Origin of the sequence: Faecalimicrobium dakarense (assembly GCF_000499525.1) — a bacterium.
Lineage (GTDB): Bacteria > Bacillota > Clostridia > Peptostreptococcales > Peptostreptococcaceae > Faecalimicrobium > Faecalimicrobium dakarense.
Map to the genome: position 1 here is coordinate 44,589 of NZ_HG529388.1, position 15,135 is coordinate 59,723.

14 protein-coding genes are annotated in these 15,135 nt (G+C 28.1%); all 14 read left to right on the plus strand.

Annotated elements, in window-relative coordinates:
• The first annotated feature begins 235 nt into the window (after positions 1-235).
• The 14 genes from BN899_RS13370 (at position 236) to BN899_RS13425 (ending at position 14,618) form a co-directional block, all read left to right on the plus strand.
• A complete protein-coding gene (locus tag BN899_RS13370; RefSeq protein WP_042276303.1) occupies positions 236-1,264 on the plus strand; it encodes an iron-siderophore ABC transporter substrate-binding protein in 1,029 nt (342 codons plus the stop codon).
• The gene (locus tag BN899_RS13375) at positions 1,261-2,259 is read left to right on the plus strand and encodes a FecCD family ABC transporter permease (protein ID WP_042276305.1); all 999 of its coding nucleotides are present in this window, start codon (positions 1,261-1,263) and stop codon (positions 2,257-2,259) included. The genes BN899_RS13370 and BN899_RS13375 overlap by 4 nt, the downstream gene beginning before the upstream one ends.
• Positions 2,256-3,287 (plus strand): FecCD family ABC transporter permease, encoded by a 1,032-nt coding sequence (locus tag BN899_RS13380; protein WP_042276308.1) that lies wholly within the window; start codon positions 2,256-2,258, stop codon positions 3,285-3,287. Before BN899_RS13375 ends, BN899_RS13380 begins: the two co-directional genes overlap by 4 nt.
• Positions 3,287-4,093 carry an ABC transporter ATP-binding protein gene (locus tag BN899_RS13385; RefSeq protein ID WP_042276311.1) on the plus strand — a complete coding sequence of 269 codons (807 nt, stop codon included), beginning with the start codon at positions 3,287-3,289 and terminating at the stop codon, positions 4,091-4,093. The genes BN899_RS13380 and BN899_RS13385 overlap by 1 nt, the downstream gene beginning before the upstream one ends.
• A gap of 176 nt (positions 4,094-4,269) precedes the next feature.
• Positions 4,270-4,623, plus strand: a complete 354-nt coding sequence (locus BN899_RS19865) for a hypothetical protein (RefSeq protein ID WP_242824184.1) — start codon at positions 4,270-4,272, stop codon at positions 4,621-4,623.
• Positions 4,624-4,631: 8 nt separating this feature from the next.
• Positions 4,632-8,117 (plus strand): acyl-CoA dehydratase activase, encoded by a 3,486-nt coding sequence (locus BN899_RS13390; protein WP_242824185.1) that lies wholly within the window; start codon positions 4,632-4,634, stop codon positions 8,115-8,117.
• Positions 8,118-8,147: 30 nt separating this feature from the next.
• A complete protein-coding gene (locus BN899_RS13395) occupies positions 8,148-8,486 on the plus strand; it encodes a cupin domain-containing protein (RefSeq protein WP_042276314.1) in 339 nt (112 codons plus the stop codon).
• A gap of 3 nt (positions 8,487-8,489) precedes the next feature.
• Entirely contained in the window at positions 8,490-8,825 is a 336-nt protein-coding gene (locus BN899_RS13400) for a cupin domain-containing protein (protein WP_042276315.1), read from the plus strand.
• Positions 8,826-9,049: 224 nt separating this feature from the next.
• On the plus strand, positions 9,050-10,723 hold the full coding sequence (locus BN899_RS13405) for a M48 family metallopeptidase (RefSeq protein ID WP_042276318.1): 1,674 nt from the start codon (positions 9,050-9,052) through the stop codon (positions 10,721-10,723).
• Positions 10,724-11,112: 389 nt separating this feature from the next.
• Positions 11,113-11,451 carry a hypothetical protein gene (locus BN899_RS19870; RefSeq protein WP_242824186.1) on the plus strand — a complete coding sequence of 113 codons (339 nt, stop codon included), beginning with the start codon at positions 11,113-11,115 and terminating at the stop codon, positions 11,449-11,451.
• Complete coding sequence (locus tag BN899_RS19875; protein ID WP_042276320.1) at positions 11,448-12,065, plus strand: deaminase domain-containing protein; 618 nt, start codon at positions 11,448-11,450, stop codon at positions 12,063-12,065. The genes BN899_RS19870 and BN899_RS19875 overlap by 4 nt, the downstream gene beginning before the upstream one ends.
• A gap of 113 nt (positions 12,066-12,178) precedes the next feature.
• On the plus strand, positions 12,179-12,487 hold the full coding sequence (locus tag BN899_RS13415) for a hypothetical protein (protein WP_042276321.1): 309 nt from the start codon (positions 12,179-12,181) through the stop codon (positions 12,485-12,487).
• Positions 12,488-12,603: 116 nt separating this feature from the next.
• Positions 12,604-13,845, plus strand: coding sequence for a chloride channel protein (locus BN899_RS13420; RefSeq protein ID WP_052356857.1), 1,242 nt, complete (start codon positions 12,604-12,606; stop codon positions 13,843-13,845).
• 401 nt (positions 13,846-14,246) lie between these two features.
• A complete protein-coding gene (locus BN899_RS13425; RefSeq protein WP_042276322.1) occupies positions 14,247-14,618 on the plus strand; it encodes a RidA family protein in 372 nt (123 codons plus the stop codon).
• Positions 14,619-15,135: the final 517 nt, after the last annotated feature.

The window sequence follows — 15,135 nt, forward strand, 5'->3', positions numbered from 1 at the left end:
CTTTTTTTATTATAATTTATAAATGGTGCTATCTTTATGTAGCGCAGGTAAGATGGTAGATAGCCTTTGATAAAGTGTATTTCAAATAATAAATAAAATATACAATAAAAATTATTGACAAATCTGAATGGTAAATATAAAATAATATTGAAATGATATTGATAATTATTATCAATAAAGCAGATAATTAAAAATTTATACAAAAAATACTAACATAACAATCAGGAGGATGATTATGAGACTAAAAAAAATAGGTTCTGTTGTTATTGCTTGTGCTTTACTAATAACAGGATGCTCAAGCCCAGCAGGCAAAGATCAAGATAAATCTAATACAGGACAAAGTAGTTCTACCAGTTATCCAATGACAATTAAACATGCATTTGGAGAAACTGTAATAGAAAAACAACCAGAAAGGGTTGCTACAATTTCTTGGGGAAATCAAGATACACCTTTAGCATTAGGTGTTGAACCAGTTGGTGTATCTAAGGCTAACTATGGTACAACAGATAAAAATGGGTTATTACCTTGGACTGCTGAAAAATATAAGGAATTAGGAGTAGAAAAACCGGCTACTTTTGATGATATAGATGGTTTAGATTATGAAGCTATAAGTAATTCTAACCCAGATATTATATTAGCTGCATACTCAGGAATTACAAAAGAGGAATATGATTTATTAAGTAAAATTGCTCCTGTTGTAGCATATCCTAAACTTCCATGGCAAACATATTGGCGTGACCAAATAACTATAAACTCTACTGCCATAGGTAAAAAGGATGAGGGAGAGAAATTAGTTTCAAACTTAGAAAAATTAATAAAAGAAAAAACTAGTGACTATTCACAACTTAAAGGTAAAAAGGGAGGATTCTTCTACTTTAACCCAGCTGACTTAGGTAAGTTCTATGTATATCTTCCAGCGGATCCTCGTGCAGCATATTTAAACGACTTAGGGCTAGAGTTACCTGAAAGTGTTAATAAACTTGCAGAAAGCTCAGATAGTTTTGCTATTGAAATTAGTTCAGAAAATATTGATAAATTAAAAGATATAGATGTTATAGTGACTTATGGAAATGATGCATTATTAAAGCAATTACAATCAGATCCTTTATTAGGAACACTTCCAGCAATAAAAAGAGGTTCAGTTGCTATTATAGAAGATGGTTCAGCACTAGCAGCATCTGGTACACCTAGTGCATTATCTATTTCAGCAACAATAGATGAATACTTAAAGACACTTGGAGAGGCAGCAAATAAAGTACAATGAGACTTACAAAAACCATAGGAATATACTTAGTTAGCTTTATTTGTCTAGGTATATGTGTAATAGCATCATTAGCATTTGGTTCAAAAAATATTGAATTTAGTCAAGTAATAAATGCTTTATTAAATAGTGATAATACGTCTTTTGCTGCAGTGGTAGTTAGTGAACGTATTCCAAGAACTATTTTTAGTATTATGGCAGGGGCTTCTCTTGGAATATCAGGAGCCCTTATGCAATCTATTACTAGAAATCCAATAGCTGACCCAAGTATTTTAGGAGTAAATACTGGAGCATCTTTGTTTGTTGTAACTGGAATTGCATTTTTAAATATAAGTACAGCGAATGAATATATTTGGTTTGCACTTGCTGGAGCTGGGATAACAGCAATATTTGTTTATGGTATAGCATCTATTGGACCTGGAGGTATGACACCTATAAAACTTGCTTTAGCAGGTGCAGCCACTAGTGCAGCTTTATCATCACTAGTAAGTGCGGTTATCTTACCAAGAGCAGAAGTTATGGATGCATATAGATTTTGGCAAGTTGGAAGTGTAAGCGGTGCAACATGGGAAAGCATTAATTTAATATTACCATTTCTTATAGTTGGCTTACTTATAAGTATAATAGCAACACCAGCATTAAATGCTTTAGCATTAGGAGATGAGGTTGCAACTGGACTAGGAGTAAATACAGGGATTATTAGAATTATATGTGCAATTGCAGGGGTTATACTATGTGGTGCAACTACTGCAATTGCGGGACCTATTGGATTTGTAGGATTAATGATACCTCATAGTATACGTCTTATTTTTGGTTCAAATATGAGAAGTTTAGTCCCTATGTCAGCTGTTGGAGGAGCAATGCTTTTAACAATTTCAGATGTTATAGGAAGAGTAATTGGAAGTCCAAGTGAACTCGAGGTAGGTATTATTACTGCATTTTTAGGAGCACCAATTCTTATTATTGTTGCTAGGAAAGCGAAGGTGAGGACTATATGATGCAAACTACTCACACTATGATTAAACAAGGATATACTAAAAGGAAAATTCGTATGATTAGCGTTACTATTATACTTCTTACTTTAACAGTATGTCTTTGTGGAATGATGCTTTTATATGGCAAGACTAATTATCCATTAAGTACAGTTATGAAAGTTTTAGGTGGAGAACAAATACAAGGTGCATCATTTACAATAGCTACCCTACGTTTACCAAGGATGCTTAGTGGACTTTTAGTAGGTTTAGCTTTTGGAATAGCAGGAAATACATTTCAAACCATGCTTAGAAATCCATTAGCTAGTCCTGATATTATAGGTGTAACTTCAGGTTCTAGTATTGCAGCAGTATTTTGTATATTAGTTCTTCGTATGAGTGGAAACAGTGTTTCTATAGCTGCAGTAATTTCTGGGATTATAGTAGCAACACTGATATATCTATTATCTAAAGGTTCAGGATTTTCAGGCGGTAGATTAATACTTATAGGAATTGGAATACAAGCAATGATAAATGCACTTATATCATTTTTATTACTTAAGGCATCACAGTATGATGTTCCAGGTGCACTTAGGTGGTTAAGTGGTAGTTTAAATGGAATGCGTATGGAAGATGTGCCAAGTTTGTTTATAGTTGTAGTTATATTTGGAAGTATTACTTTATGCTTAACAAAGCATCTTCAAATATTAGAACTAGGGGACGAGTTTGCAACTACACTTGGCGTTAAGATAAATTTAGTCCGGATTTTATTAATTTTAAGTTCGGTATTTTTAATTGCCTTTGCGACTGCTGTTACAGGACCAATAGCATTTGTTGCATTTTTATCGGGACCAATAGCATCAAGGCTTGTTGGACCAGGAGCACCAAATGTTTTATCATCGGGTCTAGTTGGAGCATTATTAGTACTTGGAGCAGATATGATTGGCCAGTTTGTATTTAGTACAAGATTTCCTGTGGGTGTAGTTACGGGAATTTTAGGAGCTCCATATATGCTATTTCTACTAATATGTATAAATAGGAGGGGGCAAGCATAATGAATAAGAAACAGAACTTATTTGAAGCAAAAAATATAGTAACAGGATATGATAAAAAGATTATAATTGATGGTATTGATATAACTATTCCAAGTAATAAAATAAGTGTTATTATAGGAGCAAATGCGTGTGGTAAATCAACTTTACTAAAAATACTTGCTAGACTTATTAAACCTGCTTCGGGAGAAGTTATAATTGATGGTAAAAAAATTACTTCAATGCCTTCTAAACAACTAGCAAAAACTTTAGGTTTACTTCCTCAATCACCAGTAGTTCCAGAAGGTATAACTGTTTGTGACTTAGTTTCAAGAGGTAGATTTCCATACCAATCACTTTTAAAAAATATGGACCAAACTGATTTTGAAGCTGTAGAAGAGGCACTTGAAATAATGGGTATATCAGAGCTTGCTAATCGTAGTGTAGATGAGCTATCAGGAGGACAACGTCAAAGAGTTTGGATTGCCATGGCACTTGCACAGCAAACAGATATACTTCTTTTAGATGAGCCGACTACTTATCTAGATATTACTTATCAAGTAGAGATTCTTGATTTATTAACAGATTTAAATCGTAAAAGAGGAACCACTATTGTAATGGTACTTCATGATATAAATTTATCTGCTAGATATGCAGATTATATATTTGCTCTTCGTAAGGGAGAGTTAATTGATCAGGGTAAACCATCTGAGGTTATAACATCAGAATTAATTAATACAGTATTTGGATTAGATTGCATGGTTATAAAAGATCCGGTATCGTCTTCACCTTTTATAGTACCAAGGGGAAGACACCATGTTAATACCTAAAATCTATTAAATTGAATATATATTAAAAAAAACAAGGCTGTAATCTATCATAAAGATTATAGCCTTGATTTTTTATAAAACGTTTAAAAGTGTATCATATGATACAGAATTCATAATTAAATTAGACTATAATAAATTCATAGCAAATAATAATCATTATCGATAAGAGGTGAGTTATGAATAAATTAGGAATTGACATAGGTTATTCAACATTTAAATATATTTATTTAGATAATAAAGACAATATAATTGAAAAAGGATATATATTTCATAAAGGTAATATTGAAAAATATTATAATGAATTAATAAATAAAGTTAAATTAGAAAATAAAGACAAAAAGTTAATATTTAGTATAACAGGAAGCCTTGCACAAAGAGTTAATATAGATAAAAAATACTTTATAAACAACAGCATAGCACTAGTAGAAGGAGCTACGTATAAAAATCAAAAGGTTAAATCTATTATAGAACTTGGAGCTCAAGAAACTAAATATATTACAAATATAGATAAAAGTAAAATACTAATATAAAATTCTTTATGAATAGTAGTTGTGCAGCTGGAACAGGTTCATTTTTAGAAGAACAAGCATATAGACTATCTGTTGATATAAAAGATATTTCTAAACACATTGAAAAAGCAACTAGTATACCAAGAATTGCTGGTAGATGTAGTGTGTTTTCAAAAACTGATATGATACATCATCAACAAGATGGAACAAAAATTGAAGATATATTATTAGGTCTTTGTTATGCACTTGTTAGAAATTATAGAGCAAATGTTATACAAAAAAATCCTATAAACACACCAATCATGTTAACTGGAGGAGTAATCAACAATACTGGTGTACTAAAAGCTTTAAAAGATGTTTTAAAACTTGAAGAAAAAGACTTAATAGTTGATGAAAATTTTGAACTTATATCATGCTTTGGTGCTTGTAATGTAGCAAAAAATAAAGAATTAATCTTAGAAACTAACAATCTAAAAGATATGGACAAAGTAGAAAAAATAATAAATAAAAACTCTATTTATCCTAAGTTAGATAAGTTTGGAAATTATGATAGTTTGGACAAACATGTTTGTAAAAGTGATTCAAAAGAAGGTTATTTAGGAATTGATATAGGGTCAACTAGTACAAATTTTGTAGTTATTGATGATGAAAATAAAGTTATAGACTATATTTATACTAAAACAATGGGTAACCCTAAATTAGTAGTTGAAGAGTCTTTAAAATTACTTAAAAGTAGATTAGGAGAAGACTTTAAATTTAAGGGAATAGGTACTACAGGTTCTGCAAGAGAGCTTATAAAAAGAGAGTTAAATGCAGACTTTGTTGTAAATGAAATTACAGCTCAAGCAAAAGGAGCTACTATTGTTGATAGTGAAGTGGATACAATATTTGAAATTGGTGGACAGGATTCAAAGTATATAAGTATAGAAAATGAAGTAGTGAAAGACTTTGAAATGAATAAAATATGCGCTGCAGGAACTGGAGCATTTATAGAAGAACAAATAAAAAAACTAGGAATAAAGTTAGAAGACTTTGGAAATCTAGCACTAAAAGGAGAATATCCAAGTAACTTAGGAGATAGATGTACTGTATTTATTGAAGGGAATATAGGAAAAGCCATATCTCAAGGAGAAAATATTGAAGATATATCAGCAGGTCTTTCATATTCGATAGTTAAGAACTATTTAAACAGAGTAGTTGGAAATAGAAAAATAGGTAATAAGATATTTTTACAAGGTGGTATAGCTCACAATCAAGCCGTAGTAAATGCATTTAGATCAATACTTAATAAAGAAATTGTAGTTCCAGAATTCTTTAGTGTTACAGGAGCCTTAGGGGTAGCTGTACTTACCAAAGAAAATATAGCTAAAAATGAAGTCATAAAGAAAAATGACTCAATAAATGATTATTTAAAAGAAAAAGGAAAAAAACTATTCTTAGATGGATATAGTGGAAAATTAGATAAAGATAAAAAAACTATAGGAATACCTAGAGTGTTATTTATAAATAAAATGTTCCCATTATTTAATGCCATATTTACTAAGCTTGGTTACAATGTTATTTTATCAGAACTTACAAATGAAGATATAGTTAGATTAAGCCAAGAATATTCATTTGAAGAAACTTGTTTCCCTGTAAAATTAATAAATGGACATGTAGCCACATTACTAGAAAAAAATGTAGATTATATTTTCCTACCAAGTTTACACACTATGAAGCATGAAGGTTCAAAAACTAGAGAAGACTATTCATGTGTTTACATGCAAACATCACCAAAAATAATTGATACTGTATTTAACTTAAAAGAAAGAAATGTTGAGCTAATAGCACCAGCTTTATCATTTAACTTTGGTAAAGAATATATGATGAAAACTTTCTTACAAATAGGACAACAACTTGGAAAGAATAAAATTGAAACAAGTGCCGCAGTAATGCACGGTATGACTAAGTTTATGAAATATGGAAAACAATTAGGAGAATTAGGAAAAGAAGTTTTAGATGATATAAATAAAGATGAAAAAGTATTTGTAATATTAAGTAGAGTTTACAATATAGTAGATCCAACTTTAAATATGGGAATAGAAGATAAGTTAAAAGAATTAGGATATAAAGTAATTCATCTAGGACATCTTGAAATAGATGATATAGAACTTGGTGATGAATATAAAAATATGTACTGGCCATTTGGGCAACACACATTAGCAGGTGTTGAAGTAATTAAGAAAAATAAAAACTTATACCCTATATATATAACAAATCATGGTTGTGGACCTGATACTATACTAACTCATTACTTTAAAAAAGAGATAAATAATAAACCATATCTTCATATAGAAGTAGATGAACACTCATCTAAAGTAGGAGTTATGACTAGAGTAGAAGCATTTATAAATTCACTAGACAATTACAAGGGTGAAGCTAATAAAAATAACGATATAAAAATAGAAAATAAGGAAAATAATAATATATTAATTCCAAACATATATCCGTATAGCAATGTATTTAAAGCATTTTTAGAGAGAAATGGAAAAAATGTAACTATATTAGATGCAGTTAATGAAAATACTATTGAACATGGTAAGGAATTTTCAATGAGTAAAGAATACTTCTCATCAATAGCTTTAATTGCAGAAGTTATAAATAAGCTTAAAAATAGTGATGATAAATATACACTATACTTACCTACAAATGAAGGTAGTGAAACTTTTGGTCAATATGGAAAGCTTATAAGGGATAAAGCTTTAGAAATAGGTAAAAATATTAATTTAGAAGCACCATTTATAGAAGACTTATTAGGTGATAAGTTATATGGATTAGAATTTTTTAAAGCTATTATTATCTGTGATTTAATAAACTTATTAGATGATAAAAAAGCTAAAATATATTTAGAAAATCTAGTAAAAACAATAAAATATAATGATTTATCAAATGATTATTTAAATAGAATATCAAAATCTATAAAAAATGATATAAAAGAAGATAAATCTAAAAAGAAACTATTAATTATTGGAGAGCCTTTAGTTGTATATAAAGATTATCTTAACTATAACAAGATAAATGAGTTAAAGGAAAATAATGAAATTATAAGACAACCATTAGCAGAAGTTTTATATATGACATGGAAAGATTTCTCTAATAAAAGAAATAATAAAAATAAAGAATATATAAGTCTATTAAAACAAGCTAAAGAATTAGTTGATAACACTAATAATATATTAGGTGGGAAATCTCCATTTAATGAAGATATAGACTCAATAGATGAAGTATTAAAAGATAAATTGCCTATGTATCAGGGTGGATCAGGAAGATATAGACTAGGAAAATTATTTACAGCTAAAAATGTTGATGGAATTATATTAGTAAGTTCAATGTATGAAAATACAGCTACAATACTAAAAATAATTAGAGAAAAATATAAAGAACAAATTAATATACCTTTATTAGACTTATACTTTGATAGTAATATGAACAAAAATAATGATGAGTTAATAGAAACATTTATAACTTATTTATAAAATAAAAACATATAAAAGGAGAGATAAAACATGCAAGAATTAATAAAGAATATTGAAAAATCAAAAGCTATAGATTTTGATAGCTTAGTAAGTTGTCTTGATGGACAAATAGAAACAGTAACAATGGCTCAGAAAAAGGGTGTTGGAGTAACAGTCTTAGCATTTGGAAAAGGTGAAGGAGTAGGACCGCATGCTGCTAAAGGAGATGCTTTAATTTATATACACCAAGGTGTTGCAACAGTAAAAATAGGTGATGAGACTATGGAAGCGACTAAAGGTCAATTTGTAGTAATGCCAGCTAATATACCTCATCAAGTAACAGCAAAAGAAGATATGAAAATGCTTTTAGTTGTTGTTAAGGAGGACTAGGTTATGAAGTATTTAAGAAATATTAAGCCATTTGAAGCTATTCCTATGACTGATATGATAAGTCATACAGGAAATAGTATAGCAAGTAAAGCTTTAATAGATAATGATAATACTGAGATAAGATTTTTTTCTTTTGCCAAGGGTGAAAGTATTGATAAAGAGTATTATGAGATGGAAACACTATTTGTAATGATAGAAGGTAGTGCTAAAGTTTTATATAATGAAAGTGATGAAACTATAATAAACAAAGGCGATGTAATTGCAATGGAAGCTAATATAGATTATGGGATAGAAGCTTTAAGCGATGTAAAATTGTTTAATATATTAGTAAAACCTTAAATTTAAAATAAACAAAAAGAAGCTATTGCTTATGGTTAATTTAAAATCATTTTGCAATAGCTTTAGTAGTTTTCATAGAAAATTACCTCCATTTTTAATTTTAGAGCTACATATATGAATTTAACCTTCGTAAAGGGAAATTATTTGAATAGTTATCGTATGGAAAAATATGCTATAATAACCATGGTTTTAAAGAAATAGACAACAAATGGAGAGCATAAAATATGAAAAATAAAAGAGACATAATTTTTAACACAGCCTTAGGAATGATATTTTTTACTTGTATAACATCTATAGTTATATCAGTAGGAATGGCGCTAACTAAAAATTTTAATGAAATTTTTTCAGTGTTAGCTAAATTTGGATTTATTGAATTTGCAATGATAATTTTAACAGCAATTATTTGGTTTATAACGGATGATTCAATTGATATTCCATTTTATAGTGATGGTCAATTTGAAAAGCTTGTATTATTATCTAAAAATGACCCTCAGAAAATGAGAAAAAAGATAAAAATATTATGTAAGTATGAAAAAATTTATATAGCAGTGCTTACTGTTACTGTTATATCTACAGTTATTGGTCTGATAATGATTCAGTATAAAAATGAGAGCTTACATTTAGGTGTAGTAGCAGTTGCTTTAGTAGGGAGTTTGTTCATTGTTTTAAAAACGATGTACATAAAACTTCAATACGAAAATGAAGTAACTATAAATAGGAAAGAACATCCAGCATTATTTGAGATTATAGACGATGCAATTGAGTTAACAAAGGCTCCTAAATTAGATGAAGTTTGTATTGTTGAAGGTTCAAATGCGGCAGTTGCACTTATTCCAGATGGATTTGGATTTAATGGGAAACATGTTTTAGAAATAGGAATTCAGATATTAAAAATATTAAATGAACAAGAGCTTAAATCTATAATAATTCATGAACTTGCTCATATTTACAATGATGACACAAATATAAGTAGTAAAATTTCAAGATGCTTAATTAGATGGAGTACAATAATTGATAAAGTTGAAGAAAAAGAAAATATTATTCAAGATATATTATTATTGCCATTTGCAAAAATTTATGTTGAAAAATTAGAAACATATTTAAATGCAGTATCACAGCCAAGGGAGATAGAGGCAGATAAAGAAGCAGCCTTATATACTAGTGCTGAAGTTTATGCAAAGGCAAGTGTTAAGCTTGAAATTTTTGATTTATTTAAAAAAAATCCTTATTGCAAGGTAGAACTTAGAGCACAAGAAGAACCTCCAAAAAATTATTTAAATATCATGTTTGATGATTTTAACAATGAAATTATTGAGAGGAAAAGTCAGTGGTTAAATCAAATTAAAAAGAGAATATCATCAATATATGATACTCATCCAAGTTTTAGTGAAAGAATGAGTGCTTTAGGAATTGATGATTTTAATTATGAAATTGAGTTTGAAGACCAAAATGAAATTTATAAAAAAGAAATAGACAATTTAATAGATATAAAAAATAAGCAGTGGTATGAGTCTTGGTGTGATGAATGGGAAGAATTTACAAAAGAATATAAATTACAATTAGATATAATTAAAAATTATGAAGAAACAGATGATATAGAAAAAAGTATGGAGTATGGATTTGCACTTGAAGAAACTAGAGAATATGACAAGTCCATGCAAGTTTATGAAAATATTCTTTCTAAAGATGAAAATTGTGCTATTGCTATGTATAGAATTGGACAAATCTTACTTATTAAAAATGATAATAATGGGATTGAGTTAATTAAAAAAGCAGCAGATTTAGATGATGATCTTATCATTAGTGCTATGGATATTATTATTGAATATTCAATGGATAATGGAATGGAAGATGAAGTAGATGAAGTGTATGAATGGTTTAGTGAAAAACTAAAATAAAAAAAGTAGGGGTTATCTCTACTTTTTATCTGACTTATATATTTACTTATGATTCAAATGGCATAAGAATATGTTTAAGGTAAGATTCATTCATATAAAGATTGAACTTAATCGTTGTATTACTCCATCGATTCGCTAAAAATACATTTGACAAAAAACTTTCATAGCATTAAAATTCTAATCTATATAATCAAAAAATAAGAGGTATTTATGACAGAAATCTATAGGACATCAAATAATAGAAAAAACAAAGATTAAAAATTAATAACATAAATGATTTTAAAGATGCATTAAGAAAAGAAGGATATAAAGAAATTGATTTAGAAGATATAGAATTTAAAGAAAATATAGCTAAAACTTTTAAAATAGATAATTCAGTAATAGATATTATGTATAAATCTTTAAGTAATAATGATATTACCTATAGAGCAGATAATGTTAATGATTTTATAGAGTATATGAAAAATATAAGGTCATTTCAAAATGAGCATAGCAAGTTAAGTAAGAAAATAAACAAAATAAGTAAATTAAACATATCTAGAGTTGAGTATGAAAGAGTTACAAGTACCCAAGACGATGTTGACCATATGATAAATGATATAGAAAAAATAAAAAGAACAGTATCTGAAAGAATAAATCCAAAAGATATTTATAGACTAGAAAGCTTAGAAAAACAATTAGATAAAGATTATATTTATGCAAAAGATATTGAATTATTAAAAAGATGATTGTTACTGGAAGAGGAAATAAAAGAGAAGTATATAATAATGATACTAAAACTAAAATAATATCAATAGAAATATCTGATGAGATTAATTGTGAATATATTCCAGCTAAACTAGGTAGTATAGAATATCACAATCATATAAAAAACAATATACCTAGAATGAAAAGACTAAGAAAAAATATTGATAAATATATGGTAGTTAATGAAGATGAAGATCAAACATTTAATATAAATCAAACAAAAACGCTACAAGATACAATAAACATTGCTGTAGCAATATATGATAATAAAGAGTTTAAGGCAATAAGTGGTAGTAATGATGTAGTTGAATTTTGTACAGCACCAAAGGATAGAGATGCAATTTTTAAAAGTAGTAAGGTAAATAAGTTAGGAAAGTTAGGAATAGGATATAATCGAGTTAATGATAGTGAAAAAAAGATATTTGAAGAAATCCATAATCAAATAGAATCTGGTAAAATTAAAAATCATGGAAATCTTACTTTGTATAGTAAATGGGAGCCATGTCCAAGTTGTTATTATGTAATTAGCCAGTTTTGTGAAAAGTATCAAAATATAAATGTACAGATAAAATATAGCAAAGAATATGGAGAGTAAAACTTAATTATAATATAACCCAAAAAATAGAATGTGCCTAAAAGTGAGATACTAAGTATATAAACTCATAAAACTTAGCAAAATATATATATAATTTTGAAAAGGAGAAATCTATGAAAAAATATACTTTTAATACTAGAGATGAACTCGTAGAATTTTTAGATAAACATAATTTTAAATACTATGTTCCGAGGTTAAGAGAGTACATGAGCAATATTAAAGATGAGTTTAAGCATTATTATGTAGAGCTATCAGATTCTCATGAAGTAAAATATTGTGGCATTGTATCTATTACAGGTGGAGAAGAGTTTGAAGAGAATTTCTTTGACATTAATAAAGTTATTGAGTTTGAAGATACTGCTTATAATAGAATATATAGAGAGAAGAAGTATAAAGAAGGCATTGAAAATGAATATTTTTAAATGACTAGTAATAAAATATAAATGGAGGGCAATGCTCTCCATTTTTGTTTTATTTAGAATATAAATTACAATATAGAGGAAAAATTTACTCAAGAGCAACTTGAGGAGGGAATGTATTGGATAAAAAAGTTGTAAAGTTAGATTTAGCGTTAATGCTTAATAGCGCACTTATGGGCGCATTTGTAGGTCTTTTAACATGGATGTTTTTAGGGATTGTAAATATAGGTACACACTTTATATGGAACACTTTAAAAGATTTTTTTAATATAAAATATTGGACTTTAATAGTTGCAAGTATAGGTGGTATTTTAGTCGGAATCACTCAAAAATATTTTGGAGAATACCCAAAATATATGGACCAAACTTTAGAAGAATTTAAGAAAAATAAAAGAGTAGAGTATAAATCGTTAAAATATTCTATTATAGATTCTCTAACAATACTATTATTTGGTGCAAGTGTTGGACCAGAGGCTGCACTATCAGGTATTGCAGGAGGCATAATTACCTTTGTTGGAGATAAAATGAAAGAACGATTTAGGAAAAAGAACGTTGTTAATGAGTATTCAGATGAACTAATAGAATGTAGTATGCAAGTTAGTGCAGGACTTATATTTAGAGCACCTTTATTTGGACTATATACATTAAGTGAAAAAAGTTCAGAAAATACACATATAATAAAGAATATAAAAGTAATTGTTTATACTGTAACAACAATAGCTGGTTTTTTAGTATTTATGTTATTATCAGAATTTGATAATAGACCTTCATTTATAGTTAAATTTGGACAAAGTAATATTGGTTTTAAAGAGATTATTTGGTTTATACCATTAATTATTATAGCTATGTTACTTGCATATATATACAAAATGTATGCTTTAGTACTACATAAAATATTAAAGCCTATTGAAAATAAAAAAATACTAAAAGGAATAATTGGAGGACTAGGGATAGGTATATTAGGAACTATTTTTCCTTGGACATTATTTTCTGGAGAACATGAATTAAGAGAGTTAGTGGTTGAGTGGAATAATATATCTGCTTATATGCTTATCTTATTATCATTAGTAAAACTTTTATTAACAGAAATATGTTTATCAACAGGGCATAGAGGTGGACATATATTTCCTTTGATATTTTCTGGGAGTTGTCTAGCTTATGGATTGTCTAAGTTATTCTCTATAGATCCAGTTTTTTGTTTGTCTATAATAGTTACAGGTCTTGCAAGTAAGGCTATAGGAAATATGTTTGTAGCTATATTTTTATTGATATTTTTCTTTCCAATTAATACTATAGTACCAATGGTATTAGCCGCAGCTATAGGTAAAATGATGAATGATATTGAAACTAAAGCAGTATAAAAAAATTAAAGTATTAAGAAATAAATCTAGGGTTTTATTCCTGAGATTCGTCTCCAACATTGAAATCTATAAATAGAAGTATTGATTTTTTAATCAATATCTCTATTTATTTTGATAATATATTTAAAAGATAGATGAATCACAGAGTTAAAAAAATGAAAATAATAGGTTAAACGTGTTGAATGATTTGTACAATTTAACCTATTAAATAATAAATAGTTAAAAAAATAAAATTAAATAATTGATGAAATTTAAGAGTATAAGCGTTATAAAGGCGTTTCATATAAAAAATATCACTTTTTGTAAATTGGCATGATTATTGCTTTATATAAAATAAAGAAATCTGAGAAATATCAGATGTATTAAAATTTTACATAAACAGAAAGAAGGATGAATTTATAATGAAAATACTTGAAACAACAAAAGCACCAGGAGCTATTGGACCTTACTCTCAAGGATATAAAATAGGAGATTTTGTATTTACATCAGGTCAAATACCAGTAAATCCAGAAGATGGATCTGTACCTACGGGGATATCATCACAGGCAGAACAAAGTTGTAAAAATGTTAAAGCTATATTAGAATCAGCAGGCGCTAATTTTGAACATGTATTTAAAACTACATGCTTTTTAGCTGATATGGCAGATTTTGCAGCTTTTAATGAGGTATATGCAAAATACTTTATATCTAATCCAGCTCGTAGCTGTGTGGCAGTTAAAGAATTACCAAAAGGTGTGCTTTGTGAGATAGAAGCCATAGCTGTCATAAAATAATTTAATATTAATTATATAAATAAGTCACTTTTTATAAGTGGCTTATTTTTATTAAGCCAGACTACGGGAGGAAACCGAGATACGTGCAAATCAGGCCACTTGTTTTACAGAAGATGCAGATGAAGCTTTAAGCAGGGCGTTAGAATTAAATGCTAGTAATTCACTTGCTTTTAAATAGGAATTATATAAACTGTAGATAGACACAATAAAACTGTACAAGAAAAGGTAAATTTAATTTCATGTACAGTTATTGATATAAATACTTTGTGCTTTTTTATTTTTTTATCTTCCGTATAGCCATAGTCTATGAACTTTTAATGTTTTTTTCCATAGCCTTTACTTTTTTCACATATAATAATTCGTCTAAACTCAACATTACGATTTACATTTTCTATTCCCGCTAAAATCAAGTATCATACTGGATTATGTGGCTGGAAAAATAAAAAAATCGATAGTAAAATATATATATAAACATAGTATTTGGAACAGCTTAGAGTACATTTTTCAACAATGAATG

Bases quoted from the DNA above. Each gene is read 5' to 3' on its own strand.
- BN899_RS13395 (WP_042276314.1), top strand. From the start codon at position 8,148: ATGCAAGAATTAATAAAGAATATTGAAAAATCAAAAGCTATAGATTTT.
- BN899_RS13415 (WP_042276321.1), top strand. From the start codon at position 12,179: ATGAAAAAATATACTTTTAATACTAGAGATGAACTCGTAGAATTTTTA.
- BN899_RS13380 (WP_042276308.1), top strand. From the start codon at position 2,256: ATGATGCAAACTACTCACACTATGATTAAACAAGGATATACTAAAAGG.
- BN899_RS13405 (WP_042276318.1), top strand. From the start codon at position 9,050: ATGAAAAATAAAAGAGACATAATTTTTAACACAGCCTTAGGAATGATA.
- BN899_RS13370 (WP_042276303.1), top strand. From the start codon at position 236: ATGAGACTAAAAAAAATAGGTTCTGTTGTTATTGCTTGTGCTTTACTA.
- BN899_RS13385 (WP_042276311.1), top strand. From the start codon at position 3,287: ATGAATAAGAAACAGAACTTATTTGAAGCAAAAAATATAGTAACAGGA.
- BN899_RS13390 (WP_242824185.1), top strand. From the start codon at position 4,632: ATGAATAGTAGTTGTGCAGCTGGAACAGGTTCATTTTTAGAAGAACAA.
- BN899_RS19870 (WP_242824186.1), top strand. From the start codon at position 11,113: ATGTATAAATCTTTAAGTAATAATGATATTACCTATAGAGCAGATAAT.
- BN899_RS19875 (WP_042276320.1), top strand. From the start codon at position 11,448: ATGATTGTTACTGGAAGAGGAAATAAAAGAGAAGTATATAATAATGAT.
- BN899_RS13425 (WP_042276322.1), top strand. From the start codon at position 14,247: ATGAAAATACTTGAAACAACAAAAGCACCAGGAGCTATTGGACCTTAC.
- BN899_RS19865 (WP_242824184.1), top strand. From the start codon at position 4,270: ATGAATAAATTAGGAATTGACATAGGTTATTCAACATTTAAATATATT.
- BN899_RS13375 (WP_042276305.1), top strand. From the start codon at position 1,261: ATGAGACTTACAAAAACCATAGGAATATACTTAGTTAGCTTTATTTGT.
- BN899_RS13400 (WP_042276315.1), top strand. From the start codon at position 8,490: ATGAAGTATTTAAGAAATATTAAGCCATTTGAAGCTATTCCTATGACT.